The organism is Sphingomonas sp. DG1-23 (assembly GCF_030730875.1).
In the GTDB taxonomy this organism is placed as follows: Bacteria; Pseudomonadota; Alphaproteobacteria; order Sphingomonadales; family Sphingomonadaceae; genus Sphingomonas.
The window spans coordinates 269,370-295,791 of record NZ_JAVAMA010000002.1; the positions used below are offsets into that span (position 1 = coordinate 269,370).

A 26,422-nucleotide genomic window follows, 5' to 3' on the forward strand; every position below is an offset into this window, starting at 1 on the left:
TGCCAGCAAATGTTCGATGGAGGCTATATTCCCTTTTTCAGTAGAGAAGATTTCGAGGGTATCCCCAGCAGCCGAGCTTATCGGGCCCGCAAGCAGTTTGAAGCTGTCGTTGATCGGGCAATCGGTGATCGGGTGAGGTCCGATGGAGCCTGCGGCGTCGACCTATGGTCGGCGCTCACCAATGTCGAATGGCACGGATCCGATGACCAGATTGTCTCCTATTCTTTTCGCGCGGCGGGCGATCTCGTCACTTGGGTGCGAGAGGAAGGCAATTATATCGAATGGTACTGCAGTGGCGAGCCGGGCATTGTTGCTGCCTGGATCAGCGGCGCACTCGCGCGTGAGGGATGGTCATGGGCGCCGACAACGCGCTCCAACTCTGAGTCATAGTCGGACGCGCGCAGTTGCGAGAACAATCGACGAGCGCTTGGCTCGGCTTCGACATCATCGAGTTGGCTCAGCCGAGCGTGGTAGCGGGGAGAGCTGCATCGTCGACGTTGATCGAGAGCATCCAGCGCGCCGAGAAACGGGGTGCATAGGGTGCGCTAGGGTCGAGCTTGCGCGAACCGCCGCGCTGCGCGTCGGACACCCAGGCGTCGATCCGAGGATCCTCGATCCCGAGCATTTCCTGAAGCAGATATCCGGCCCGCACACGGACGATCTTCTCGTCGCTCGCGGCTATCGCCTCGATGATCGCGTCACGGTGACTGGTCGCATGGGTGCGCCAGAGCTCGACCATGGCCGGCATTCCGCCGCACCAGCCCGGCGCGGCGAGTGTGTCACGAAAACTCACGCCGATCGGCGTGACACGTATCGGGCCTGGCCCTAGCTGGTCCCGGGAAAGTGGAGTGCGGGTTTCGTGACGGTGCACCGTCATGCCGCGGATCTGGGCGTGAGGTTGTGGCCGGGTGAGCGAGAAGGGCAGGTCGTCCTCGTCGGCGTCCTCGAGTTCGAAGCCGAGCGCGGCAGTCATTTCGGCACGCGCTTGCGCCGACCAAAGCCCGCGCTCTGGAGTCGAAACCTGCAATTTGGACGTTTCAGGAGCCAAGCGATGCACGGCAAGTGCGCTGGCATGCGAGAGATAGCAAAAGGGATCGGCGTCGAGCATCACTTGCGCGGCATCGCCGTCACACACCGTGTAGAGCAGCGACTGGAAGTCCTTGTCGCGGATCAGCCGGTCACTCGGCGGCTGCCCGCCCAATGCATAGGTGGGATCCCAGGTCGCTTCCGACAGCAATTTGCGCGCGCGGCGCGCGGAGAGGTGGCGATTACGCGGCGGGATCGGCGTGCCGCGATAGCCCCGCTCGAGGAAGAGCTGCCGCGCCAGTAGGAAGATATCCCACTCGGACGCAATGGCGCGGCCGGTGTCGCGCACCATCTGCACAAGGATCGATGCTGCGGGGTTCATACCAATACTATCGACGACTGGGGCGATGTCCTAAGGACATCGCCCCAGTCGTCGATTCTGTCAAGCTGCGTTACGAGCCTGCGCCCCAATGACCGCTGTCCTTAGGACAGCGGTCATTGGGGCGCACTTGTCAAGTACGATTGAGAAGCCTAGGGGTGAACTAACCGGACATTGAATCGGACATTTGATAGGATGTTGTATAGGCTGGTTTCGCCACCATATGGCTAAATTCTGCGGTTTGTGAAACTCTTTGAACTGGACTCCAAAGCGGACATTTCAATGACACAGGATCGCGGTGAAACAATCGATTCGATGCAGCCGATGCGGATCGGCGATGGGTCACCGCGCCTCGGCGAGGTGCGCGATCTTGCGGTCGACCTCGCGCTTAAAGCAGCCGCGTTTCGCTCGAGCCTGCCGGTCGGCGTTCGGACCGCGCTCGCCCAGCTCGTGCGAGCGATGAACTGCTATTACAGCAACCTGATCGAAGGGCACGACACCCACCCGATCGACATCGAGCGCGCACTGCGCGGCGATCTTAGCGCCGATCCGGTCAAACGAGACCTGCAGATTGAGGCGCGCGCGCACATTGCGGTCCAGCAGTGGATCGACGACGGCGGGCTTGCCGGCCGGGCACATACTCGCGCGGGACTCGAAGAGACGCATCGGCGCTTCTGCGCCGAACTCCCGGAAGATCTCCTCTGGGTCGAAATGCCCGATGGCGAGCGGGTCCGTGTCGAGCCCGGGCGCTTGCGGGAGCGTGACGTCAAGGTCGGACGCCATATCGCGGTCAGTCCCGGCGCTGTGCCGCGCTTCGTCGAGCATTTCGAATGGGCCTATGGCCGGCTCGGCCGCAGCGATGCCATCGTCGCGGTCGCGGCCGCGCATCACCGCTTCGTGTGGATCCACCCCTTTCTCGATGGTAATGGCCGCGTCGCTCGGCTGATGTCGCACGCGATGATGCTCGACGCGCTTGATACTGGCGGCGTCTGGTCGGTGGCGCGCGGGCTGGGGCGCACCGCCGAGCGCTACAAACAGCATCTCGCTGCCTGCGACTTGCCGCGTCGCAACGATCTCGATGGCCGCGGCGCATTAAGCGAGGAGGAGCTTGCCCGCTTCACCGCCTATTTCCTCCAGATCTGCATCGACCAGGTCGAGTTCATGGCGCGCCTCGTCGAACCGGACCGCCTGCGCGCGCGCATTCATCAATGGGTGGGCGAGGAAGCGGCGCTCGGCAACCTGCCGGCTAAAGCGGCGAATGTCTTGGACGCGGTGCTGTATCGCGGCGAGCTGCCGCGCGGCGAACTCGAGGGGATCGTCGGTACGGGCGACCGTCAGGCCCGCCGGGTGGCCGCCACGCTTGTCGACATGGGAGTGCTGGTTTCGGAAAGTTCTCGCGCGCCGCTGCGCATCGCCTTTCCCGCAGCGCTCGCATCGCGCTGGATGCCCGGGCTGTTCCCCGACCGCCCAAGCTAACAAGGTTGGGCAATGCGTCCTGGGATCAGCCTATCGCATTGCAGTGAATGCGAGTGTGTCCACGCCGCTTTCACGCGGGGCAGTTTATTCCGTGTCTGCTTCGCATCGACCGGTGGGACGGCGCCGAAGTTTGCGATTACGGCAGCTAGGACCGGGCAAAAAGTTGCCTTTGCCGGACTGACCTAGAGAACGATTGGAAGCCAATTGCGCGAGCCAATCTAAACTTGCAGGAGGACGTCGTGGCGCGCGTATTCACCAGGCAGGCGTTCTACGAGTTGGTGTGGTCAAAGCCGATCACGCATGTTGCTAAGGACTTCGCTCTTTCGGACGTCGCGGTCCACAAGATCTGCCGTAAGCACGACATTCCAACGCCGCCGCTCGGATGGTGGGCCAAGAAGCAGGCGGGCAAGCCCGTCAAACAGACACCTCTTCCAGACAGCGGCCCGGGAGTCTCCGACCGTATCGTGATCGCGGCTCCTGTGCTGGGTTCCGAACCGAGCACCATTGCAACCATACGCGAAGAGGCGCGGTTGCGGGTGAGCGGGTTGTCCACTGAAGCTGACGCCGATGCCGTCCCCGATCCAATCGTTGCGCAGACAATCGCAACTCTGCGCAAAGCTAAGCCGTCAGCCAAGGGTGTCATCGAGGTTTCCGGGGCAGGCTTGATCCGGTGCGAGATCGGACCCGCCTCTGTCGATCGCCTGGAGACAATCCTCTCGCGGATTGTTGCAGCGGCGGCAGCGCAGGGCTTTATCCTGCAGGCAACCAAGATAGGGGCGGGCTTCTTCGGAGATGGCGAGACCATCTCGGTGGGCGTCACGGAGACGGTAAAGCGCGTAAAGCACGTGCTGACGGCGAACGAGCAGAAGGAAATGGACGCCTGGGAGAGGAAGGCCGAGCGTCGGTACCGGAATCCCCACCGGCACTGGGAGTTCGAGATGCGTCCGATATTCGACGAATGGGATTACGTCTGCACTGGTCAGATCGGATTTGAGATGGAGTCGGTTCACGTTCTCGGCCGGCAGGGACCTCGAAGCACCTTCCGCGACGCTAAGGTGCAGCGGCTCGACAGCTTAGCAGAGGATATCTCGGTGGCGCTAGCCGTGCTCGCTGTCGCGAAGCGCGAGGAGCGCATGCGACGGGAGGAAGCGGAGCGTGTGCGGCTGGAGGAGAAACGCGTCCGCGAGCAGCCGCTGCGGGCGAAGTTCATCGAAGACAGACGGCGGGAGGGGTTGGAAGCGGTCTTGGCAGACATAGCAGATCTCGACCGCTTGCGCCGACTGCTGCGCGGGCTCGACGCGATCGAGACCAATAGCGGATCGCGACGCGTCGCGGTGTTCTTGGCTTGGGCGCGCGACGAACTGGCAGCACGTGAGCAGGCATTCTCAGCGGAGGGGTTGGAGCACCGTTTTGAGGAAGCGCGGCTCTTTGGCGATGACGACGACCATTCGTTCAAATCGCCATACTGGTATTAATGCAGGGGCAGCGTCGTTAGAGCGAGATCGACCGCTTCGCGCCCCATAGCCGCCGTTCACCCCGGCTGAGGATCTGCCGAAAGCAGACGCTCGTTGATGCCGGCGACGAATTAGCTACTGGGTGAAGAGCGGAGGCGATGGCCTCACGGGTTATCCAGGGTTGTCGACAACGTCGTCAACCGGCTGTTTCATGGAAACAATTATTTGACACCACGGGGCCTTCGTTCCCGCGACCTCAGGCCCAAGCGTGCTCAGTACTCCGTAGGTCAGTTCGCCGTCCTGTTGACCGGCGCGGCAGAGCTTTTCCAAGAAGGCAATTTCCTGCTCCGGTTTAAGGAGGGCCTTCATTTCACCCTGTGCGCTATCGTGAACCTTGGCGCCGCTGGAGGCCAGCAGGGTGAGAATCTCGTTTGCGAAGCTGCGCCGGTACACAATTCGGGGCCGGTCGCTGCCACCGCGCTTTGGTATCACAGCGCACGATGCATCGTTGTCCGCGCCGGGCTCCAGACGGATCGGTCCGTCCTTGCCGCGCACCACCACGACCGCCTTGGCGTTTACGGCCATGGCCGGCGCGACGGCGAGCCCGACGCGCCCGAACTCGTTGAGCACCCGGCGCTGAAGTTCGTATGCGTACAGCGGGCGCAGCGTCCCTATTAAGCGATAGCCGTTTTCCTTGCCGACGTCCCCGTATTCGACGGTGCGGATGTCCTTCACGTTCCACGTCACATTCGACATCGCGCCATCATGGATCAGGAAGTCTGCAACCGAGGTGTCAGGCCCGGAGAGGGGGTTGAGCTTGCCGACCACAAGTGTCAGCCGCGGCGCGGAGCGGCGTCCGTGGGGCGGACGCGCAACTAGGTCGCATTCGGGCGTGATGACCGCGAGCACCTCGCCTGCGTCACCGCCGACGTACATGTCACCGACGCGCATGTCCTGTCCCTCGCGCTCTGGTCGCGCGTCGACCCGGGCACGGTAGAACAGTTCCGCCACGCCCTCCGTCGCGCCGTCGAAGGCGCCTTCGATTTGGCTTCCCGGCTTCCCCTTTGCCGCCGCGTCGTCCAACACCGTCCAGCTCGCCTCTTCCCATTTGACGTTGCGGGCGACGGCATCGACGAGCACCTCTCCGAAGAACCACTCCAGATAGGAACTCAGGGGCTGTCCCTCCTCAGCGAGCCGGAAGCGGGACAGATACGCGAAGTCCTTCAGCTCGAGCTCGGTGATGGTCCGCCACACGCTTCCGATGGCCGCGTCGACACCGTCCTTCCAATGCGTGAGTGCATCCTCGACGGCGCCGGCGAAGAGATGGCGCTGCGCCATGTCGAGCAGCGCGTCTGCCGCCGCCGGCTCAACGTCGATCTTTCCGCCGTCGTCCTCCTTGAGGTCGTCCTTGGCCATGTAAGCGAAGCGGCTCGCGAAGATCGGGCGCTTCGCGTCTCGCACCTCGCGTCGAAAGTCGTCCGCACGGCCGGCAACGGCGTGGGACGACATAAGCATCACCGACGGTCCGGCTCCAGGCTGCGCGTCGAGCACGGCTCGTAGGGCGCGCAGCGAAGCGCCGCGCGCTTCGGCGCCTTCGGGGCCGTCGGGATCGGATTCGGGCGTAAAGCGTCGGTCCAGGTAGTAGTCGATGAACACCACTTGGGCATCGTCGCCCGCCAGTTCGGCGGTCTGGTCGTTGGACCCGATCCGTACGACGCTCAGGCCCGGGCACTGGCCGAGCAGCTTCAGCAGCGGCCGGACATAACTGAGGTTCGAACCCTTCAGGACGTCGAAGCGCCCAGCGGGGTCGAAGCGCTTGTCGAACTTCTCGACGAAGCGCGCATAGAGTTTCGCAACGACCCCGACCAGCGCTTCCTCGCTGTATTCCGTCCGCATCAGCGCATCGGCTGCGGCGGCTGCCTCCTCGTCGGATACCTTCGACCGCTTTCGCGCCCAGGCGTGGTCGTCCTTCGTCAGGAGATCGAGCAGCGGACCCGCATCGTCGTCACCAACGCCGGGCGGATCGAATGCATCGTCGATCACGACCACTTTACTGATGCCACCCTGCTTGATTGCCGTGACGATCCGTGCCGCCTGATCCATGCTAGACGCTCATGTCCAAGACAAACCGGCTCAGGCGTCCCTTCCTCTGCCGACCCACGTCAGCGTCGAGCTGGAGCTGCCAGTCATGATGATGCGCGAGCTCGCGCGAGATGTAGAGCCCGAGACCGCGACCCTGCGACGCGGGGCGCGAGGTGATGAACGGCTGGAAAATGAGGTCGCGGCGTTCGGGGGCAACGCCCGGCCCATTGTCCTCAACCGTCAGAACCTGTTCCTGGGGATCGATGCGGACCCATATGCGCGGCTTGAAGCCGGTCTCGTATTTTGTCTGCTGTTTCAGCCAATAAACCGAGTTCGCGAGCAGGTTTTCGAGGATCTGAATCACCATTCCCCGATTGGCCTTGACGCGCCAAGGCGAGATGTCGGTGACGAGGTCGATGTTGTGGCGCGAGAACTCGTTGCGGTGGCTCGCCACCACGTCGTTCACAACGTCCGACAGCTCGAAAATGGTCTTCGACTGGCGCTTCTCCCCGGTCAGCTCGTCGAAGGCCGATATTCGCTTCTGCAGCGTCTGCAGTTGCGCCTCGAGCGATCGCAGCGCCGCCCCGCTATCGTCCTTCCTGGCCTCGCCCAGCAGTCGCAGGGTGTGTCCGACGGATCGGTCGAGCTCGTGGAAGATGAATTCAGTCATAAGGCCGATGCCGGCGAGGTAGACGAACTTCTCACGCTCCTCGGTGACCTCCTTCACCGCTTCGTCGACGCGCCCGACGAGGCTGGCGCATTGCTCGGCGAGCGTGGAGACGCCCCTAGACACTCGATCGATGAGCGGACGGTTGGTCGGGTCGAGCTTGGTCCTGAGCTCGGCCACGGCGAACTCGACCTCGTGCTGCGTGTCGCGGAAGGCGAGCGCTTTCTCCTCGGCCTCCCGCTTGGTGAGTTGTTCGGCCTTGTCGACGTCATTGATGAGGTTCCGGAGCTCGACGTGGAGCACCCACATCATGATCGTGCGGAGCGCGCTCGCCGCGTCGGAATCGATCAGGCCCTGACGGTTGGTCTGCTCGCTGAGAGCGGTGTGCGGGGACCACACCCTCACCCGGCCGACCACCTGCTGCCTATTCAACTTGAACCCGGATTCCCCAAAGGCGACGACGTCTAGGTTCAACCAGTCATCCTGCGGCTCCCCGTACGGAAGCACGCGAAAGCCGTAGCGATAGAGCATCGGTCCGCCCGACCACTTGGCTACTTCCTCGCGTGTCTCGCTGGCGGTCAGGGTCAAGGACGCGACCGGCTCAACGATTCGGCGGTTGAACCAGTAGACGTCGAACTTGAAGGGGCCAAGATCGCGAATGGCATCGGGTCTGATCGCCTCGTTCTGGAACGTCGCGTGGCCCCGCTTGCCCCTTCGCTTCACCGACTTCTGGGCAATCGAGTAGATCTCTGCGCCGCGTTGGTTAAGCGGGCGGTGCTGATCGTAGCGGTGGTAGGAGACCATGCCTTCGAGCACGGGCTCGCCGGTCTCCTCCTCGAACTTCAGTTCGCCGCGGGCGGAAGCATGCGCGGCCTTTAGCAGCGACTGCGGCACCGAGGGTACCAAGACCCGGGTCTTGTTGTGGTGCACCTCGAGCAATCGGTTGCCGGCACCCGCCTCGAACGGGTCGATCATCCGCGCTATCTTGCCCTGGAGGAGTTCGCTGAAGCGGTCCTTGCTCCAGTTGCCGGTCAGGTCGGAGATCCTTAAAGTCGTGCCTTGCACACGGGTGTCGTCCTTGAGCTCGCCTTCCACCGGTTCGACCGTGACTTCGCCGATGTCCATGTCGCGGTCATGGGAGAATTGGCGCCAATCGATGTCGAGCGAATGCCAAGTCGCCTCGCCGGTGCGCGTCGTGCTGACGTTGAGGTGCTCTCCCAACCGCATCGCGGAAAGTCGCCCGACGCCCTTGTCCCCGAGGAACTGCGCGCCGTCGATATTATCGGCGCGGCGGGACCGGGTGCCGATGCGGAGGTAGATGTCGCTCAGGTCCTGCAGCGACATCCCCGATCCGTCGTCGCGTACCTCAATCCAATTGTGGGTGGCGTACATCTCGAGGAGCCGCTTCCGCAGACCAGCCGTGTCGGACGCGCCATCGAGCGCGCCGAGGAAGGCCGCGAATTTATCGTCGTCGACGTTGTCCGGCTTGGACGCCCCGAGCATGGCCATCACCTCGCCGACGGTGATGGGCGGATCCTCCGCTTTGCGGCCGACGCCGCCGATCGCGTCAAGAGCGGCTTGAAGCGAAGTCTTTTCCAACACGATGTTGGCAGTGATCTTCACCGTCGGCGACTTGGCGTCGACAGAGTTCTTGATGAGTTCGTAGAGCGCGACCTCGTCGGAGCTGATCAGTTCCTTGCCAAGCTCCAGGATCGTGCGTGCGGCGAATGTGAACGACATGGCTTATCTTGTCACTACATTGAAGTTTGAAGGCAAGCTAAGTCGCAATCCCCAAAAAACGCCATTTTGGATCGAATTCAGAGGGAGCAGATCAGACAGCCTTCCGGCTCCTCTTCCTCGATCTCGGCGCCGCCAAGGACCGCTGACAGAGGCAGGTTCTCCCGGCGGGCCGTACGCCTCGCCATTGCGGCTTCATGGTTCCGCTCGATTTGCTCCATGCGTTCGGGCTGCTCGAGCTCGGTGAGGGATTCGCCGCTGCACCATGTGAAGCTCTCGCTGACCGCCGCGCTGCGCACTTCATACTGTTTCGCGAGTTCGAAATAGTTGGGATGCTTCCGTTTCAGGCGAACCCACTCGATCTTCTGCTGGTAGAAGCAGAAATAGCATCCGGAACGCGATCGGCCCCATTCCATGTACGGGGGGAGGCCAAGGCCGCTGTCCTCAAGGATCCGGATGACATCCGCACGGACCAGGCCGTCTTCCTGGAAAGGGTAAACGGCGGTGATGTTGGGCTTGGTGCTGATATAGCCGGTGCGCTTCTCATCGGCGCGCAGCCCGACATAGTTGATGGTGGGGTCGTCGCCGATATAGGTCTCGAACGGCTTCAACTTCAGCATCTTGGTACACCACCGCCGGTGGTTGGACGGCAGCATGTCGCCATAGACCGCGAGCCAGTGCTCGAAGGGATCGTCCGGAGTGGTGCGGGTGACCGGTCGGCCGAGGATGCTCTCGAGACGCGCCATATAGTCGTAGGTCTCGGGAAGCTCCTTCCCGGTGTCGTGAAAGATATACTCCATCTCGGGCACGCGGTCGCGTAGGTAGACCGCGAGCGCGGCGCTATCCTTGCCGCCCGACAGGCTGAGAACGTGACGTGTCATCCGTGATCCCGCTCCGCTTCATGCTTGCCGATCGTCACGTCCTTGTCCTTCTGCATGCTTTCCAGCGACAGCAGCGCCGCCACTGTATCGAGGCTCAGATCCGCCTCGGTCGCCATACGCTCGATCGCGCCGAGCACAGTCGTCTGATGATCGCTCAGGCCGTCGATGTCGACGATTACTGCCCGTTCCTGTCCATCAATCCGCGTAAGCGAGACGCGCACCGCGTTGCGTTTCACCTTCGTTTTTCCGAACGCCGTCGCCTCGACCCGCCGGAACTGCGAGCCAATGTCGGCCAGGCGCGAGCGCCACGTCGCGACGTCGTGATCCAGCCACCGCACCGGTGGCTTCATCAGCACGGCACCACCGAGCGCCTCGATCCATTTCTCTTCGGACAGCCCGGTATCGGCCAGTCGAAGCGCGAAAGTGCGAAGATGCTGCTCCGTAAGCCGGAAGGAGAGGGCGGCGGCGCGCTCGGTGAGTGTCGCCCGATCGGGCGCGCCCAGCGTCTCCAGCAGTTCCTCCCGCATCTGGTCGAGGAGTTTCGGATAGCAACCGCGCAATTCGGTCACTGCGGCATCCAGTGTGCGAACGAAGCTGTCCACCCGGTCCGCGTCTGGTGCAGCCTCATGCGCGAAAGGCTGAACCCCGCATGCGGTCGGTAGATCGTCGAACACCAGATCGACCGGGCTACGGGCCCGGGAGAGGGCCTGCCGGACGGCGCGCGCCTCGGCGCTCAGGGCCGCCGTGCTCTGCGCATGGAAGGGCAGATCCACGCCAAAGCGGATCAGCGGATCGACCACGGCCCGTATGCCCGGCTGCTCCGCGCCCCGGCCCAGCAGCTCTGCAAGTTGCCGATATACCTCGGCGCGAATGCCTTCCAGCGACACCAGCTGAAGCGTGAAGTGCTCCGGCGACTTGAGGATACGCATGAACGCTGCCCCGTCGATGCGCGGGCAATAGGTTCCGCGCTCGAACAGGGCGACACGGTGGCCGGCAGCGACAAGCGTAACGGCCAGGAGCACGGGCGCGAGCCCGGGCCGAACGCCGTATGGTCGAGCTTCGAGCGCGGTGTAGATCGCCGGTATCGCAACGCGCTCGCCGGTTGCCGCAAGGCACCCGTCGATCGCAGCCAGTGCCGGTGCCAGCCGCAACGCATCCTGGCCGAGTGCCGGCGGGCTGATCGCCCAGGCGCCATCTTGCTCGCGGTGCAGTCCGCCGCGGCGCAGGAGCGAAAGATACAGCGCACGCTCCGGGGGAGCTTTCCCGGCGGCGAAGCCCAACTCGGGATCGTGAGCCGCCGAGAACATCTTCTCGATCAGCCGCTGGCGGGCGGCGGCGCCCGCAGAAGTCAGAACCTGCTTGTTGACGAGCTCGTTTTCGACAAGCGGGGCTTGGTCGTAGATCTGATCGCAAAGCGTTGAGACGAACACGTGGAGGGGCCGGTCGATGAAGGCCAGCTCGCCCTTCCAGAACGCGTCGATTTCGGAGGCAGGGGCGTGGCCGCCGAGACCGAGCGTCGACTCCACCGCTGAGATCAGCCGAGCCTCGAGTTCCCCGATGGTGCGTTCGATCTCGGCCGTCGCATATGCGTCTTCCTGGAGTGCCGACGCGTTTGTCACGACCCAGCGGTGTCGCAGCAGGTCGACCATCGCATGGCCAAGATCACCGAGCGAGGGCACGGCGATGGCGATCATCGCGTCATCCTGGCTGGTTGTCTCCGCGCACCATGCGCGTGCGATCCGCAGATCTTCCGGACTGCCGCACAGGACGGCGACGATACCGCCATCGGCATTGCCATGTCCCCCATAGCCGGCAAGTGCCGAAGCATGGGTGCAGCGCACCGCGAACCGCCGGTTCGTGCCCGTGGTTACGGAGTGGCGGCGTGCCAGCACGTGCGGCCGGATCGGAAGGCTGCAAAGGTGGCGCGGAAGTTCCTTGATCACTGTTCGCGCGTCGAGCTCCCGCTCCGCCTCGCTCCAGATTTCCGACAGATCGACACGCCGGCTCGTCCAGAGCCGAAGCTCCGCTCGGCCCGGGCGCCGGAACAGCAGGCCACCGCCGATGAGACGCTCGAACGCAGCTTCGACCTCGTCTCCGGCGAATTCAGGAACCAAAGCTTCCCGGACACTGTCCCGGCTCGCGGACAGGTCTGGTGCGTCCAGAAGGTTCAGCAGCCCGATCGTCTTCAGAACGGCGCTCTCGACCAGATCGGCATCTGTTGCCCGGTCGAGTACCGAGCGAATTCGCGACCATTCACCCGCGCCTGCACGGGAGGTGAGCCGGTGCCCGAATGAGGATGCGACATAGTCGAAGAAATGGCGGACGCCATAGAGGCCGTCTGATGCCCCGGTCTCGGCAGCGAAGGCGCGCAGGCCGTTCGGCTCCTCGCTCGCCGCAAATCCGAAGAGCGAGCGTTCGTTCTGACCGAAGCTCGCAAAGAAACGCGCCATGACGGGAATGGCCGCCGGATGGATCGGCCAGCATCCCTCGTCACCCTTGCCGCTTCGCGGACCAAGCCAGCCCAAGGCTCGGACCCGCTCGACCGCCTCACTGTGCGCCTTGCGCGCCGAAGTTGGGATCTTCGTCTGATTTACGCTCAGCGCCGCCGACAACAGGGCTGCAGTGTGCGACAAGGGATGGTCGAAGACCATCTCCTCGAACCGCTCCGCCACTTTTTCCCACTCGCTGCGCCGGGCGGTGCGCCAATCTTCGGCGTAGGACTGGAATCCCTTGTGAAGGATCAGAATCACGGCCAGGGGCGCGCCTCCACTGCGCGCCGCTTCTTCGGCAAGCGCCTGCAGGCGGAAGACGTCGAATCCTTCTTCCTCGCCAGCGGCCTCCAGGAACTTGCCCATTTCATCGATGACCAGCAACAGGCCATCGAAAGCACCGGTTTCGCGAAGTGCATCGCGCAGGCCGGAGATCGCCTTGAACGGGTCCTTGCTCTTGGCGAGTGCGGTGGCGCGCTTCGCGGGAATGAGACCTTCGGTTCCGATAGCCCTGGCAATCGCTGCAGTCAGTCCCGCTGCCAGGCCATCGCGTGATCCGGTCACCAGCAAGGGAAACATGCGCGGCGCGCCGCCGGCAGCATCCGCCAGCTTGCGCATGGGCATTTCGGGGTTTGCTATGCGCGGATCCAGCGCCTGCACGATCGCGAGAGCGAGCGCCGACTTGCCGACGCCGAAGTCGCCGATCATGCGCCATGCGCGGCGCGTTCCGCCGGCCTGCAAGCCGGACAGGATCTCGCTGGCGCCGCGTTCCAGCCAGGGCGTCAGCACGAAGGAGCACCCCGCCGAGGCGTCGCCTGCGTCCCGCTCCAGCGCGACTGACCGATAAAACATGCCAGGCGCACCGAGCAGGCCCGAAATTTTCTCTGCCTTGCTCACGCGTAGACCTTCTTCAGCAAACTGGCCTCGTCCAGGCCGGACACAGCGGTAACCGTCCCGGCGTCGCCGGATGGCCGGTATGACCAGAGGTCCGGCGATCGTTCGAGATGGTCGCGCAAATCATCAGTCTCGATGCGCAACGTGGCCCCCGGCGATCCCTCGCCATGGGCGAGATCGCGGAACGTCACCACCGATTCCCCGGCGCGCCGGGCGTTCCAATAGCTGGCAATAGCGTAGTCGATCACCGGGCCGCCGATCTCTTCAATCGGCAGCCGGGCGAGGGCGAACACCGGCTCGAACCGATCCGTTCCGCCACGGCGACGGCCGAGACGGCGGAGAAGACCAAGGTCAACCAGCGGGCCATCGAGCGCATCTTCTGGCGATGCCGGATTCAGCGAGCCGAGATAGCTGTGAACGAAAACATCGGCGTGCTGGAGCAATGTGACGTCCGAATGCTCATAACCGAGCCGCTCACCTTCGATGCGCATTTCCGTCAGCAGTTCGGAGCGTGTGAAGTCCGGTCGCATCCTGCGGAACAGGATGTGGCGCCAAGCGAAGAGCGGATTTTCGACCTCCGTGCTGAGACGCCAATGCAGCAACCACTGCGTCTCGACGCGCTCGATGAAGGGATCCAGCCCGTCCGGGCCGAACAACGATTGGCCAAAGGGCAGGAGCGACCAGGTGCCTGCATCCGCCGATGCAACATCGAAGGCCTCAAGCCAGAAGCGCAGGGCGCGCACCATATTCTTGCCGAGCCCCAGCTCGAGGATCGCGCGTTCGTCGTCCGACAGGGCCCTCGGCTCCCGCGCGATCAGCCGCACCGCCTTTGGCAGCCATGCGAACCGACATGCAAATGTCTCGTGCCCGCTAAAGCGGGGCCGCACCGCGGCAAGTGTCATGCGTATCTCCGTGAAGGCGTGGCCGCATTCAGGGCTGCGGCGATCATCACGCCGGCCTCCGCGATCTCATCCTCGGTGTTGAAGCGGCCAATGCCGATTCGAATGGCGCCGTCCCTCGCCCATTCCGGAATCGCCATTGCAGAAAGTACGTGCGATGGGCCCGGAACGCCCGACTGGCACGCAGCGCCCGTGGACAGCGCCACTTTGCCCCAGAGCCGGCCGATCACAGCCTCGCCCGGGAGATGGGGTGTCGACACGTGCAGGCTGCCCGCCAATCGCGCGGCACCGGACCCGTTTACCCGGAGCCCGGGCACGTTGGCCAGCAGGTGCGACTGGAGCGCGTCCCGCATGGCGGCGATGCGCGGCTCGTCGCTTTCTCTTTCGGAGGCGCGGAGCGTGAATGCTAACGCCAGAGCAACAGCTCCGGGCGCGTCCGGGCTGCCGAACACGTCGTGCGCAAGACGAGAGGCGTGCCCCGTCAACTTTCCAATCAATGCGCCCGCGCGTCGGGGACCGTAAGCCTTCGCGCCGCTGACGACGAATAGATCGGCCCTGAGGATTGCGGACATGCCTATCCGGCCTGCGGCCTGGCTGGCATCCACGAGGTGCCGGGCGCCATACTGTTCCGCCAGCGCGGCGAGTGCGCCAATATCGGTGATCGTTCCGACCTCGTTATTCGCCGCCATCGTGCAGAGCAGGTCGACACCCTCCCTGAGTGCATTTTCCGCGATTTCCAGACGGGGAGCACCATCTTCATCGACGCCGATGACCGACAGGGTCAGGCGGCCGTCAGCTTCAGCTCGGCGCAGCGCAGCGAGCAGGGAAGGGTGCTCCACTTCGGTCACCGCTACCCGCGCCAGGCGGCCCGAAACGCGCGCGATGGCGTCCTGGACGGCTACCCACAATGCAGCAGAGGCACCCGGGGTGAACAATATATCTTCCTGCCGGGCTCCGACCGCGCGAAGCAGGGCTAACCCGGCCCGCTCGATCGCCTCCTGTGACTTGATGCCAAGGGCGTGTTCCGAGCTGTTGGGATTGGCGGGGTTTTCGGTCATCGCCGCACGGTGCTGGTCTGCGACCCGGGGATCGACAGGTGTCGCGGCCATGTTGTCCAGATAGATTGCCAATTGGTCCCCGGCGTCGAAAATACCCTCCGGACACCTACACGACGCGGAATCTCAGGTCATTAGGCGATTGCGCCCGACTGGCGCATTCTCTGGGGACTGGATCAAGCTTTGGCGGGTAGTGGATGAGTGAAACTGGCAACACCGGCGCATCGGCGGGCAAGGTCGGCCGCAATCCGGACTGGACCCGCGACGAAACCATTCTGCTGATGAACTTGTACCTCAGCACTCCCAAAGCCGAGAAGGGGCATCCGGATGTGCAGGCACTCTCCCATGTCCTGCGCGCGGCGGGGCGCCGCGATGGGCGCGCGGTGTTGCCATCCTTCCGCAATCCGGACGGAATTGCGATGCGCCTGCGCAATTTCGGGAAACATGACCCAGATGCGCCTGCCGGCCAAAATGCCGGGCTTCGTCCCGGTGGCGCAATCGACCGCCTGGTCTGGGAGGAGTTCTCGCAAAACCGCCAGGGCCTCGCACAAGAGGTGTCGAGAATCCGTCGGGCCATATCGGCAGGCGACTGGCAAACAGAACGGAGAAGTTCGCGAGGACCAGCCCCCACATTTTCGGCGCGAACGGTTCAGGTATCCGATGGGCCGTGCTGCGTTTATCTCCTCCTTCTCGATGGTGCCCTTTCGGTCCTGGCGCCGAATGTCGCCCCTCTGGACGACCATGCCGTCTACAAGATTGGCCGGACTTCAGATATCGATCGACGTATCTCTGAACTTGCCCACGGCCTGCCTCTCGGCGCGGCGATCCACTACATTCCGGTCTGCCTGAAACTCCTGCCGTCGGCCGACGCTGCGCATGTCGAGGAACGGCGCCTCCTGGATTACTGCGATGGCAATGGCTGGTCGCTGGGCGGGGAGTTCGTCTACGCCCCGTTGGGCGACCTCAGGGCGAGTTTCTCGTCAAACGTTCGCGCGTCAGCACGCCGCCGACTGGCGTCGCGGCGCCGCCCCGACTATGTTGATGGCGGAGGTTGCTCGTAAACATGCTTTCGACCGAAGTTCTTCACCCCACGGGAGGGGCGCCGATCGAAGCAGGCAGTCAGGCGGGCGAGAAGGCCCGGAGCACCTTGCGCTATTATGACAGCTGCGCCGCCGACTATGCCGCGCTTACGGCAAAGATCGACACATCGGAGCGCGTTGAACAGTTCCTCGCGCTGCTTCCGCCGATGGCACGGATCCTGGACGCGGGTTGCGGTGCGGGACGAGATCTTGTCCAGTTTCGAGCAAGAGGCATGACGGCGGTGGGCCTGGATCTCTCGCCGGAACTGGCGGAGTTCGCACGACAGCATTCGGGATGCGAAGTGGTCGTCGGGGATCTGGCAGCTCCACCGGCACTCGGCAGGTTCGATGGTATTTGGGCGATGGCATCGCTGCTTCACATCGACCGTCCCCGCATCGGCGTGGCCTTGGGTGCGCTGCGCGCAATGCTGCACCCCGGCGGCGTTCTTTTCTCCTCCGTCAAGCGCGGCCGCGGCGAGGTCGTGGATGCGACAGGCCGTTGGTTCACTCTCTACGATGAGGACCTGTGGAGCACGCAGCTGGCCGGAGCTGGATTCGACATTCTCGAAATCACAGGCGAGCCGCCCGTCACGGGAACGGCGACCGGGACGGTCGCGCCCGGTTGGATTTCAAGCATGGCGCGCGCCAAGTGAGCGCGGTGCGCACCGGGCTCGCTCTGGCATTTCTGCTCACCACCTGCGGGGCCGCGGCGGCGCTCGCGGCGAACGAAAAAGGGGCGACCCCCGCTGTGTTGCGCCCGGCGGAAGTCGCGCCTTCGCCACGTGCAGTGCCGGTGGAGGCCGTGCTGACGCTCCGCGAGCCGGTCCGCGTTCAGTCGGGAGGAGGGCTGAACCCGCTATGGACGGCCGCTTTGAGTGGTATGGCAGCACTGCTGGGTGCGGTGGTCGGCTATATCGGCACCACTCGAAACGGGCGTGCCACTATCATCCAGAAGACGAATGAGCTTGAGATCGAGTCGATCGAGAAGCGGCTGTCGGATTTCGTCGGACCGTTCCTGCACTTGAGTGGCGAGAACAAGATTCTAGCTCAGGAGCTGAAGCGGAACCAGCCTGATGCGGCCAACTTTCGGACGCTGACTGCGTTGCTGACCAATGGTTGGCTTGCCGGGCTGGCGCCCGCCGACAAGACCCTGCTGGACGCCGTCGTCGACAACGGCAAAGTACTGCGCAAGCTAATGTCGGAGAAGGGGAGCAGCGCGGTCTCGATCCAGCTCATGCCCTATTTCAGCAAGGCCAGCGCGCATTTCCGGTTCCTCGAGCTGGCGGCTGCCGGCAGTCTGGAAATGGATCCGGCGCGGTACAGCGAGTATGTCTATCCGCGGCAGTTGGACGGGGTCATGCTTGCGGAGCAGAAGCGCCTTCTCGATCGGCGGGAAGCGCTGCGGAGCAACCCGAGCAAGGCCCACCCGCCAATGCCGGATCTGGTCATTTCGGGCGATCTCAAGCTCCTCGCGGAACCCGCCGCAGCCAACAGCGCCGCCGCGTCGGGATCTTTGACCTAGTCGAATGGCATCGCCAGACTGACTTTCCGGGAGTGGCTCCCTGTTGGAGGCACTCCTTGGTCCAGCCATGGCCGGGCGCCATCAACCCGTAAAGGGCCCACATTGCTGTGCATGCGGCCGCTTGGCAGCGCCTGCGCGGTGATTGCGGCCATCGGCCGCTTTCTAGCACGGCCACCTCAAAGCTGAAGCGGTGCTGTGCAGGGCGTGGATAAATGAGGCGGCAGAGCCCGCCTGCGGAGGCCAGTCGCAGGTCGTGATTGCACCGTCCGTTGAGAAGTTGGTGGCATCATACGGGCGGCACGCCGTCTCCCTCGTGCTTTGGCAGGTCGCTTTACGAATGTCCGCAAATCGTATCTCGACGTCTGAAAACCGCCAGTCGGCTTGCGGCCCGTCAGGCGACATGAGGAGCGACGTGCATGCGTTCTTTATGCCTGCGTGACTCGAAGCAAGCGGCGCTGAAGTGCCCCTTTTGGCACTTGAGTGCCCTAGGCCTCGCGCGGCCTTTCAAACCGACTCATATTGCGAAGGAGAACATCGCTGAGTCGTAACTAACTGGTCGAAACCTTCGATGAGCGCATCAGCACGGTGCTCAGCAAAGGGAGGCAAGGGTAGTGCGATAACGATTAGCTCGCGGGCTGGATGATCAGCGCCGCAAACGACAATTTCGACGCGAAAGGTAACAGATGGAAACCCCGATCCGGATTTGAACAAAAAATGCCGCAACCCTAGTGGGTTACGACATCGCATGTTCACCGCCAATTAGCCTATTTGGCACCTTCAGACCTCAACCGATTGAAAACAATCGGATTTCTGGGGCTGAAGGCGGCTGGCTCCCCGGGCCTGATTCGAACAGGCGACCATTCGATTAACAGTCGAACGCTCTACCGCTGAGCTACCGGGGAAAACCGTCTTCTTAGCGGCCTGAGCCGCTGCGGAGGCGCGCCTATAGCAGCGGGTTTTCGGAGATGGCAATAGCGGTTCGCGCCTCTTTTTTGCCGCGGCCGCCTCAGGCGATGAATTGTTCCATCGTGATGCGGTCATCGAGAGCATGCTCGGGATCGAACAGCAGGGTGAGGTCGCGCATATGGTCGATCTCGATCTGGACGTGCGACACTTCGCGGATCTCGCGCTGGTCGGCGACGGCGCTGACCGGGCGCTTGTCGGCCTCGAGGACGCGGATGCCGATGCGGGTCTTTTCGGGGAGAATCGCGCCGCGCCAGCGCCTCGGGCGGAAGGGACTGATCGGGGTGAGCGCGAGCAGCGCCGAGCCAAGCGGCAGAATCGGGCCGTTGGCGGAGAGATTGTACGCCGTCGAGCCCGCCGGGGTCGCCACCAGCATGCCGTCGGCGACCAGTTCCTCGAGCACGACGCGGTCGTTGACGGTGACTTCGAGCTTGGCGGTCTGGCGGGTCTCGCGGAGCAAGGAGACTTCGTTGATCGCCGGCAGCACGCATTGCTCGCCGCTGATCGTCACTGCGGTCATGCTGAGCGGCGAGACGCGGAACGGCTTGGCGCGGGCGAGCCGCTCTTCGAGCCGCTCGAGCCGCCAGTCGTTCATCAGGAAGCCGATCGTGCCGAGGTTCATCCCGAAGACGGGGACGATGCGGCGGCGCTCGAGCATCGCATGGAGCGTCTGGAGCATGAAGCCGTCGCCGCCCAGCGCGACGACTTCCTCGGCCTGTTCGAGGGGGACCCAGTCATAGGCACTGCGCAACTCCTCGACCGCGGCCTGCGCGGGCGGAGTCGGCGACGCGACGAGCGCGCGGAGCGTCATCCGCCGGTGACGCTCATGTGGCGCGAGACCGCGGGCGCAGTGCCGGCGGCGATGCGGAAATCGTGCGCGGCGGGCTTGAGATCGAGCGCCTCGCTGATCCGCGCGTCGACCTCGGCGAGCCCGCCGGAGCGGATCGCTTCGCGCAGATCGACCGAATCCTCGTGGCCGAGGCACATATGGAGCTTGCCGTCGGTCGACAGGCGGACGCGGTTGCAGGTCGCGCAGAAATTGCCGGTGAGCGGCGAGATCAGGCCGAGCCGCGTACCGGTGCCGGCCAGCCGCCAATAGCGCGCAGGGCCGCCGCTCTGGTGATCGTCGGACACGAGATCGAAGCGGTCGCGCAGATCGGCGAGCACCCGCGGCAGCGGCAGGAAGCGGTCGGCGCGATCCTCGTCGATCCGGCCGAGCGGCATCGTCTCGATCAGGGTGAGGTCATGGCCCTCGTCCGCCGCCCAGGCGAGCATCGGGGCGATTTCGTGCTCGTTGAGCCCCTTGAGCGCGACCATGTTGATCTTGATCTTGAGGCCGGTCGCCTTGGCGGCGGCAATCCCCTCCAGCACCCGCGTCAGGTCGCCGTGGCGGGTGATGTAGCGGAAATTGGCCGGATCGCGGCTGTCGAGGCTGACATTGATCCGGCGCATCCCCGCGGCGAACAATTCCTCGGCATGCGCGGCGAGGCGCGTGGCGTTGGTGGTCAGGGTGAGCTCGTCGAGCCCGGCGCCGATCTGCCGGCCGAGCCGCCAGGCGAGCTCGATCATGTCGCGGCGGACCAGAGGCTCGCCGCCGGTGAGGCGGATTTTCCGCACGCCGCGCGCGACGAAGCGCTCTGCGATCAGCGCGATCTCTTCTAGGCTCAGCAATGCGCTGCGCGGGAGGAAGGTCATCGTCTCGGCCATGCAGTAGCGGCAGCGCAAGTCGCAGCGATCGGTGACCGAGATGCGCAGATAGCGGATCGCGCGGCCGTGGCGGTCCACCAGTTTGTCGGCGTCAGGGGCGGGGGCGCTGGCCATGATGCCGGGGTAAGGCCTTGCGCGCGGCCAAACAACCCTCCGGATGGCGGTGGTCGATGCTTCCCGCTATCGAGGGGGCAATGGATGATAATTTCACGATCGCCGACCCCGCCGCCGCAACCGATATTCCGGTGTTCGTGCTGTCCTTCCGCCAGCGCGACGAAGTGGCTGCGGCGGCTGCCGGCGGCGGCTGGCGGGTGGTCGCGGCGCGGCGTCCCGACGGGCTCGAACAGCGCTTCCTCGCCAGCGGCGCCAGCGTCGCGGTGATCGACGCGCGCGGGGCGATGAGCGAGGGGCTCGACGCCACCAGGGCGCTGGGCAGGGCAGTCGAGGCGCATGGCGGGGCGATATTGATCCTCGTCTCGCAGAGCGACACGGTGCACATGCGGCATTTCTACGATGCCGGCGCGACGCATTTCCTCGGCAGCCCGATGTCGTCGGCGGCGATGGCGCATGCGATTCGCTTCGCACACCGCCATGTCGAGCGGCTGGCGCAGTCGCGGGGGCAGAGCAGCGGGGCGCCTGAACCGCTCGGCTGGCGGTTCGACCGCGAAATGGGCTCGCTTCAGCTCACGCCCGGCCTCGCCAATCTGCTCGGGCTGAGCGAGGCGCCGGGGTTGCTCTCGGTGATGCGGCGGCTCGATCCCGAGGATAGGACCCTCGTCCGGACCGCGCTTCGCCGGCTGGGTGGCGATCATGGCTCGACGGCGTTCGCGCACGATCTCGCCGGCGTCGGACGCGTCGTCCAGCATCTCCAATATGATCCGCAGGGCGGCTCGCTCCACGCGCTGGTCGAGGCACTCGGCGTGGCGCCCGACGCCAGCGTGGCGGTGCGCGACGCCTTGACCGGCGCGCGCGACGCCACCAGCGCGCGGCGCTGGATCGACCGCCAGCTCGCCGAGGGCCAGACGATCGGTGCGATATTGATCGGGCTGAGCCGCTTCGAGACAGTGAACACGGCCTATGGTCGCGAAGCCGGCGACGCGCTGCTCCGCGGCGTCTCGCGGCGCGCGGCCGAAGTGGCGCGCGAATTGTTGGGGCGCGAGGCGGTCGTCGCGCGGATCGGCGGCTCCGAGTTTCTCGTCGCGAGCCCGGGCGCCGGCGCCGCGCAGCTCGCCGCAACCGAGGCCCGGCTCGAGGAGGCGATCAGCCGACCCTTCGTCGCGGGCGGCGAGATCGCGCATCTCGGCGCCAGAATGGCGAGCGCGGCCAGCGTGGCGGGCGATTCGGCGGCGAGCCTGTTGCGGCGCGCGAGCGAGGCTTTGCTCGGCGATGCTGTCCCGGCCGAGCCCAATGCGCCGCCGATGGAAGAACTCGCCAACGATCTGCACCGCGCGCTCGAACGCAGCGAGATCGGGGTGCGTTTCCAGCCACAGGTGGCAATCGCTTCAGGACAAATCGTCGGAGTCGAGGCGCTGGCGCGCTGGCAGCATCCCCAATTGGGCGAGATCGGCGCCGAAACCTTGTTCCTCGCCGCGCAGCGCGCCGGGCTCGAGGCGCAGCTCAGCGACCATGTCCAGCGCCGCGCGCTCACTGCCGCCGCGCAATGGCCGTCGAAGCTCGCCCGGCTGCGGCTGTCGATCAACGTGACCGCGAGCGACGTGGCGCGCGCCGGCTTTGCCGACAGCCTGCTCGGGCGCGTCGACGCCAGCGGCTTCCCCCGCTCGCGGCTGACGGTGGAGATCACCGAGAGCGGGATCATGGCCGATCTGACCGAAGCGGCGCGACTGCTGTCGCAGCTCCGCGCCGCAGGATGCCGGGTGGCGATCGACGATTTCGGCACCGGCTATTCGAGCCTTGCCTATCTGAAGGCGCTGCCGCTCGACTATCTCAAGATCGACAAGCGCCTGAGCCACGACATCACCGGCGCGCATCGCGACCGGGTAGTGGTGCGCGGGGTGATCGACATGGCGCGCTCGCTCGGGCTCGCGGTGGTCGCCGAGGGAGTCGAGACCGAGGCGCAGCTGGACTTGCTGGCCAAGGAAGGCTGCCAATATTTCCAGGGTTATCTCTGCGCCGAACCGCTCGACGTGCCCGCGCTCGCCAATCTGGTGCAGGGATGAGCGATCCGCAGGATCTGACGGGCGTCTGGTACGGGCATTATTCGGCCTATGCCGGGCATGAGGACAACGGCTTCATCGCGCTGCTCGAGGAGCGCCACGGCGCGGTGACGGGAACGATCACCGAGCCGGACGAGGCGAGCGGAAGCATCCGCAAGGCGCGGGTCATGGGCCAGCGCGACGGCGCGAGCCTGCGCTTCACCAAGCAATATGACGGCAGTGGCGGCTGGACCCACGCCGTGCGCTACGCCGGTACCGTGGACGCGGACGGCACCCTCGTCATGGGCAGCTGGGTGGTCGAGGGATTGACCGGCGCGTTCGACATGACCCGCGAGAAATTCGACGCCGAGGCGCTGGAGGACGAGGAAGAAGTCGAGATCGTGCTCGGCGGCCAAGGGTGAGCTCAATTCCTCCCCCAGCAAGCTGGGGGAGGAATTTTCACCCCGCCGCCTTGGCCAGCCCGCGCGACAATTGCAGCGCGCCGTGCAGCCGTGCCCTCGGGTTGGCCCAGGCGCGGTTGATGACCAGCTTCATATCGGGGCGGAGCCGCGCCGTGCCTTCGAGCTTGTCGACATAAGCGAGCAGGCCGGGCACGTTGGGGAATTTGTCGTCATGGAAGGTGACGAGCGCCCCCTTGGGGCCGACGTCGATCTTGGCGATGCAGGCGGTCTTGGCGTTGAGCTTGGCCTCGATCAGCTGGAGCAAATTCTCGGTCGGCTCGGGGAGCTTGCCGAACCGGTCTATCAGCTCGGCCGCGAATTCCTCTATCCCGCGGGTATCCTCGACCTCGTTGAGGCGGCGATAGAGGCCCATGCGCAGATCGAGATCGGGGACATATTCCTCGGGGATCATGATCGGCGCATCGACGGTGATCGACGGCGACAGATCCTTGGGACGGATGTCGTCGCGCAGGCCGCCGGCCTTGGCATCCATGATCGCCTCTTCGAGCATCGACTGGTAGAGTTCGTAGCCGACTTCCTTGATATGCCCCGATTGCTCGTCGCCGAGCAGATTGCCCGCACCGCGAATGTCGAGATCGTGGGAGGCGAGCTGGAAGCCCGCGCCCAGCGATTCAAGATCGGAGAGCACCTTGAGCCGCTTGCCAGCCGCTTCGGTCATCTGGCGCTCGGGCGGGGTGGTCATATAGGCGTAGGCGCGGGTCTTGGCGCGGCCGACGCGCCCGCGGATCTGGTAGAGCTGCGCTAGCCCGAACTTGTCGGCGCGATTGACGATCAGCGTGTTGGCGCTCGGGATGTCGAGCCCCGATTCGATGATCGTGGTCGAGACGAGCAGATCGTAGCGCCGGTCGTAGAAGGCCGACATCCGCTCCTCGACTTCGGTCGGCGCCATCTGGCCGTGCGCGACGACATAAGTGATTTCGGGCACGTCCTCGCGCAGGAACTTCTCGATATCGGGGAGATCCGAGATGCGCGGGGTGACGAAATAGGCCTGGCCGCCGCGATAATGCTCGCGCAACAGCGCCTCGCGCAGCACGACCGGGTCCCATGGCATGACATAGGTGCGCACCGCGAGACGATCGACCGGCGGGGTCTGGATCACCGAAAGCTCGCGCAGGCCGCTCATCGCCATCTGGAGCGTGCGCGGGATCGGCGTGGCGGTGAGCGTGAGGACGTGGACGTCCGCCTTCATCGCCTTCAGGCGCTCCTTGTGAGTGACGCCGAAGCGCTGCTCCTCGTCGACGATGACGAGGCCGAGCCGCTTGAAGTCGATCGTCTTGGCGAGGACCGCATGGGTGCCGATGACCACGTCGATCTTGCCTTCGGCCAGACCTTCCTTGACCGCCTTGGCCTCGGCGGCGGGGACCAGGCGCGACAAGCGTCCGACCTCGATCGGGAAGCCCTGGAAGCGCTCGACGAAATTGCGATGGTGCTGGCGCGCGAGCAGGGTGGTCGGGCAGACCACGGCGACCTGCATCCCCGCCATCGCCGCGACGAACGCGGCACGCAGCGCGACCTCGGTCTTGCCGAAGCCGACATCGCCGACGATCAGCCGGTCCATCGGGCGGCCGGCGGCGAGATCCTCAAGCACGTCGTTGATCGCGCGGTCCTGGTCGTCGGTTTCCTCATAGGGGAAGCGATCGACAAAGGCGGGATAGCCGCCATGATCGGGCTCGGCGATTTCGGCGGGGCGCGTGGCGCGCTTGGCGGCGGTGAGGATCAGCTCGCCCGCAATCTCGCGGATCCGCTCCTTCATCTTCGACTTGCGGCGCTGCCACGCCTCGCCGCCTAGCCGGTCGAGAGTCGCGCCTTCTTCGCCCGATCCATAGCGGCTGAGCACTTCGAGATTCTCGACCGGCACATAGAGCTTGTCGCCGCCGGCATAAGAGAGCGCGACGCAATCGTGCGGCGCCTTCTGCACCGGGATCTGCGTCAGCCCTTCGTAGCGGCCGATGCCGTGCTCGATATGGACGACGAGGTCGCCCGGCGAGAGCGTGGCGAGCTCCTGGAGGAAGGCGTCGGTGTTCTTGCGCCGCTTCGAACGCCGGACGAGGCGGTCGCCGAGCATGTCCTGCTCGGTGAGCACCGCGACATCGGGCGCCGTGAAGCCGTGATCGAGCGGCAGGACGATCAGGGCGATGCCCTTATCCGCTACGCCAAGCGCTTCCTGCCAGCTATCGGCGGCGCGCGCGCCCTTGAGGCCATGGTCGCCGAGCAGGCCTGAGAGGCGTTCGCGCGCGCCATTCGAATAGCTGGCGAGGATCGGCTTGCGCCCGTCTTTCCGCACCTTGGCGAGGTGCGCGACGACGGCTTCGTAGACATTGTTGCCGCCGGCCCGCTCGGGAGCGAAATCGCGCGGGCCGTCGACGTTGAAGTCGAGGACAGTGCCCGATTCGGGCTCGTGAAACGACGTCGCGATATGGACCGGGCCGTGATCGAGCGCCTTCGCCCATTCGTCCGGGGACAGATAGAGCGTGTCGGCGGCGAGCGGGCGATAGCTGCCCGGGGCAGTCGATTCGGCGCGGACGCGGTTCTGCTGATAGTCGGCGATCGCCTCGAAGCGTTGCTCGCCGGCACCGCCTGTTGCCGAGTCGCGGACGATCACGGCTTCGTCGGGTAGGTGGGCGAACAGGGTGTCGAGCCGCTCCTCGAACAGAGGCAGCCAATGCTCCATCCCGGCCAAACGGCGGCCATCGCTGATCGCCTGATACAGCGGATCGCCGGTGGCGTTGGCACCGAACTTCTCGCGGTAACGGCCGCGGAAGCGCTTGATCGATTCCTCGTCGAGCAAGGCCTCGGACGCGGGAAGCAAGGTGAAACCGTCGACCCGGCCGGTGGTGCGCTGGTCCTGTGGATCGAAGGTGCGGACCGACTCGATCTCGTCGCCGAAGAAGTCGAGGCGGAGCGCCTGCTCGGCGCCGCTCGGGAAGAGGTCGACGAGGCCGCCGCGGACGGCGAACTCGCCGGCGTCGTTCACCGTGTCGACCCGGACATAGCCATTGGCCTGGAGCAGCGCCGAAAGCTTGTCGAGGCCGATCCGCTCGCCGGGGGCAAGGCGAGCGACCAGCTGGCGGATGCGGAACGGCGTGAGCGTGCGCTGGCTGGCGGCGTTGACCGTGGTGATCAGCAGGCGCGGCTTTTCAGATTTGCTCTGAAGCGCGTGGAGCGTGGCGAGCCGCTCGGACATGACCCGCAAGGTCGGGCTGGCGCGGTCATAGGGAAGGCAATCCCATGCCGGATAGCTGAGTATGTCGAGTTCGGGCGCGAAGAACGGCGCGGTCGACGCGATCGCGCGCATCGCCGCTTCGTCGGGCGCGACGAACACCGCGGTGCCGCCGGCGCGGGCGAGATCGGCCAGCATCCAGGGGAGGAAGCCGGTGGGGGCGCCCGAAAGGGTGAGCGGACGCGTGGCGGTGAGGATCTTCTTGAGGTCGGGCATCTGCTTCTTGCTCCCCTCCCTGAAAGGGAGGGGCCGGGGGT

18 protein-coding genes and 1 tRNA gene are annotated in these 26,422 nt (G+C 65.0%); 8 read left to right on the top strand and 11 right to left on the bottom strand.

The genetic code is table 11. From position 1 onward, the window contains the following. The first annotated feature begins 9 nt into the window (after positions 1–9). Positions 10–390 (top strand): hypothetical protein, encoded by a 381-nt coding sequence (locus tag Q9Q95_RS04380; protein ID WP_306094200.1) that lies wholly within the window; start codon positions 10–12, stop codon positions 388–390. Positions 391–457: 67 nt separating this feature from the next. Here Q9Q95_RS04380 and Q9Q95_RS04385 read toward each other — a convergent pair whose 3' ends face one another. Further along, entirely contained in the window at positions 458–1,408 is a 951-nt protein-coding gene (locus tag Q9Q95_RS04385; protein WP_306094201.1) for a hypothetical protein, read from the bottom strand. 279 nt (positions 1,409–1,687) lie between these two features. Between Q9Q95_RS04385 and Q9Q95_RS04390 the strand changes: the two genes are divergently transcribed. Both Q9Q95_RS04390 and Q9Q95_RS04395 read left to right on the top strand, forming a co-directional pair. Then, the gene (locus Q9Q95_RS04390; RefSeq protein WP_306094204.1) at positions 1,688–2,881 is read left to right on the top strand and encodes a Fic family protein; all 1,194 of its coding nucleotides are present in this window, start codon (positions 1,688–1,690) and stop codon (positions 2,879–2,881) included. Between the two features lie 239 nt (positions 2,882–3,120). Continuing rightward, positions 3,121–4,356: a hypothetical protein gene (locus Q9Q95_RS04395; RefSeq protein WP_306094206.1), complete on the top strand. Its 1,236-nt coding sequence runs from the start codon at positions 3,121–3,123 to the stop codon at positions 4,354–4,356. A gap of 150 nt (positions 4,357–4,506) precedes the next feature. Here the strand turns inward: Q9Q95_RS04395 and Q9Q95_RS04400 are convergent, their stop codons facing one another. The 6 genes from Q9Q95_RS04400 to Q9Q95_RS04425 form a co-directional block, all read right to left on the bottom strand. Beyond that, positions 4,507–6,438: a hypothetical protein gene (locus Q9Q95_RS04400; protein WP_306094208.1), complete on the bottom strand. Its 1,932-nt coding sequence runs from the start codon at positions 6,436–6,438 to the stop codon at positions 4,507–4,509. A gap of 1 nt (position 6,439) precedes the next feature. Then, positions 6,440–8,824 carry a sensor histidine kinase gene (locus Q9Q95_RS04405; RefSeq protein ID WP_306094209.1) on the bottom strand — a complete coding sequence of 795 codons (2,385 nt, stop codon included), beginning with the start codon at positions 8,822–8,824 and terminating at the stop codon, positions 6,440–6,442. A gap of 77 nt (positions 8,825–8,901) precedes the next feature. Further along, on the bottom strand, positions 8,902–9,702 hold the full coding sequence (locus tag Q9Q95_RS04410; protein WP_306094211.1) for a phosphoadenosine phosphosulfate reductase family protein: 801 nt from the start codon (positions 9,700–9,702) through the stop codon (positions 8,902–8,904). Further along, a complete protein-coding gene (locus Q9Q95_RS04415) occupies positions 9,699–13,088 on the bottom strand; it encodes a hypothetical protein (RefSeq protein WP_306094213.1) in 3,390 nt (1,129 codons plus the stop codon). Before Q9Q95_RS04415 ends, Q9Q95_RS04410 begins: the two co-directional genes overlap by 4 nt. Further along, positions 13,085–13,987, bottom strand: a complete 903-nt coding sequence (locus tag Q9Q95_RS04420; protein WP_306094216.1) for a DUF4007 family protein — start codon at positions 13,985–13,987, stop codon at positions 13,085–13,087. Before Q9Q95_RS04420 ends, Q9Q95_RS04415 begins: the two co-directional genes overlap by 4 nt. Further along, positions 13,984–15,114 carry a cysteine desulfurase family protein gene (locus Q9Q95_RS04425; protein ID WP_306094218.1) on the bottom strand — a complete coding sequence of 377 codons (1,131 nt, stop codon included), beginning with the start codon at positions 15,112–15,114 and terminating at the stop codon, positions 13,984–13,986. The genes Q9Q95_RS04420 and Q9Q95_RS04425 overlap by 4 nt, the downstream gene beginning before the upstream one ends. Positions 15,115–15,236: 122 nt before the next feature. Between Q9Q95_RS04425 and Q9Q95_RS04430 the strand changes: the two genes are divergently transcribed. From Q9Q95_RS04430 to Q9Q95_RS04440, 3 genes are read left to right on the top strand one after another with little or no spacing between them, the layout of a single operon-like run. Continuing rightward, complete coding sequence (locus tag Q9Q95_RS04430) at positions 15,237–16,100, top strand: GIY-YIG nuclease family protein (RefSeq protein WP_306094220.1); 864 nt, start codon at positions 15,237–15,239, stop codon at positions 16,098–16,100. A 2-nt stretch (positions 16,101–16,102) separates the two neighbouring features. Beyond that, the gene (locus Q9Q95_RS04435; protein ID WP_306094222.1) at positions 16,103–16,771 is read left to right on the top strand and encodes a bifunctional 2-polyprenyl-6-hydroxyphenol methylase/3-demethylubiquinol 3-O-methyltransferase UbiG; all 669 of its coding nucleotides are present in this window, start codon (positions 16,103–16,105) and stop codon (positions 16,769–16,771) included. Then, positions 16,768–17,640, top strand: coding sequence for a hypothetical protein (locus Q9Q95_RS04440; RefSeq protein WP_306094224.1), 873 nt, complete (start codon positions 16,768–16,770; stop codon positions 17,638–17,640). Before Q9Q95_RS04435 ends, Q9Q95_RS04440 begins: the two co-directional genes overlap by 4 nt. Positions 17,641–18,467: 827 nt before the next feature. Here Q9Q95_RS04440 and Q9Q95_RS04445 read toward each other — a convergent pair. From Q9Q95_RS04445 to moaA, 3 genes are all read right to left on the bottom strand, one after another. Further along, a tRNA-Asn gene (locus tag Q9Q95_RS04445) sits at positions 18,468–18,542 on the bottom strand. A gap of 104 nt (positions 18,543–18,646) precedes the next feature. Continuing rightward, on the bottom strand, positions 18,647–19,414 hold the full coding sequence (locus Q9Q95_RS04450) for an NAD kinase (RefSeq protein ID WP_306094226.1): 768 nt from the start codon (positions 19,412–19,414) through the stop codon (positions 18,647–18,649). Next, positions 19,411–20,424 carry a GTP 3',8-cyclase MoaA gene (gene moaA, locus Q9Q95_RS04455; protein WP_306094228.1) on the bottom strand — a complete coding sequence of 338 codons (1,014 nt, stop codon included), beginning with the start codon at positions 20,422–20,424 and terminating at the stop codon, positions 19,411–19,413. Before moaA ends, Q9Q95_RS04450 begins: the two co-directional genes overlap by 4 nt. A gap of 80 nt (positions 20,425–20,504) precedes the next feature. Between moaA and Q9Q95_RS04460 the strand changes: the two genes are divergently transcribed. Both Q9Q95_RS04460 and Q9Q95_RS04465 read left to right on the top strand, forming a co-directional pair. After that, the gene (locus Q9Q95_RS04460; RefSeq protein ID WP_306094230.1) at positions 20,505–22,487 is read left to right on the top strand and encodes a bifunctional diguanylate cyclase/phosphodiesterase; all 1,983 of its coding nucleotides are present in this window, start codon (positions 20,505–20,507) and stop codon (positions 22,485–22,487) included. Then, positions 22,484–22,885, top strand: a complete 402-nt coding sequence (locus Q9Q95_RS04465) for a hypothetical protein (RefSeq protein WP_306094232.1) — start codon at positions 22,484–22,486, stop codon at positions 22,883–22,885. The genes Q9Q95_RS04460 and Q9Q95_RS04465 overlap by 4 nt, the downstream gene beginning before the upstream one ends. A gap of 37 nt (positions 22,886–22,922) precedes the next feature. Here Q9Q95_RS04465 and mfd read toward each other — a convergent pair whose 3' ends face one another. Then, positions 22,923–26,381 carry a transcription-repair coupling factor gene (mfd, locus tag Q9Q95_RS04470; RefSeq protein ID WP_306094234.1) on the bottom strand — a complete coding sequence of 1,153 codons (3,459 nt, stop codon included), beginning with the start codon at positions 26,379–26,381 and terminating at the stop codon, positions 22,923–22,925. Positions 26,382–26,422: the final 41 nt, after the last annotated feature.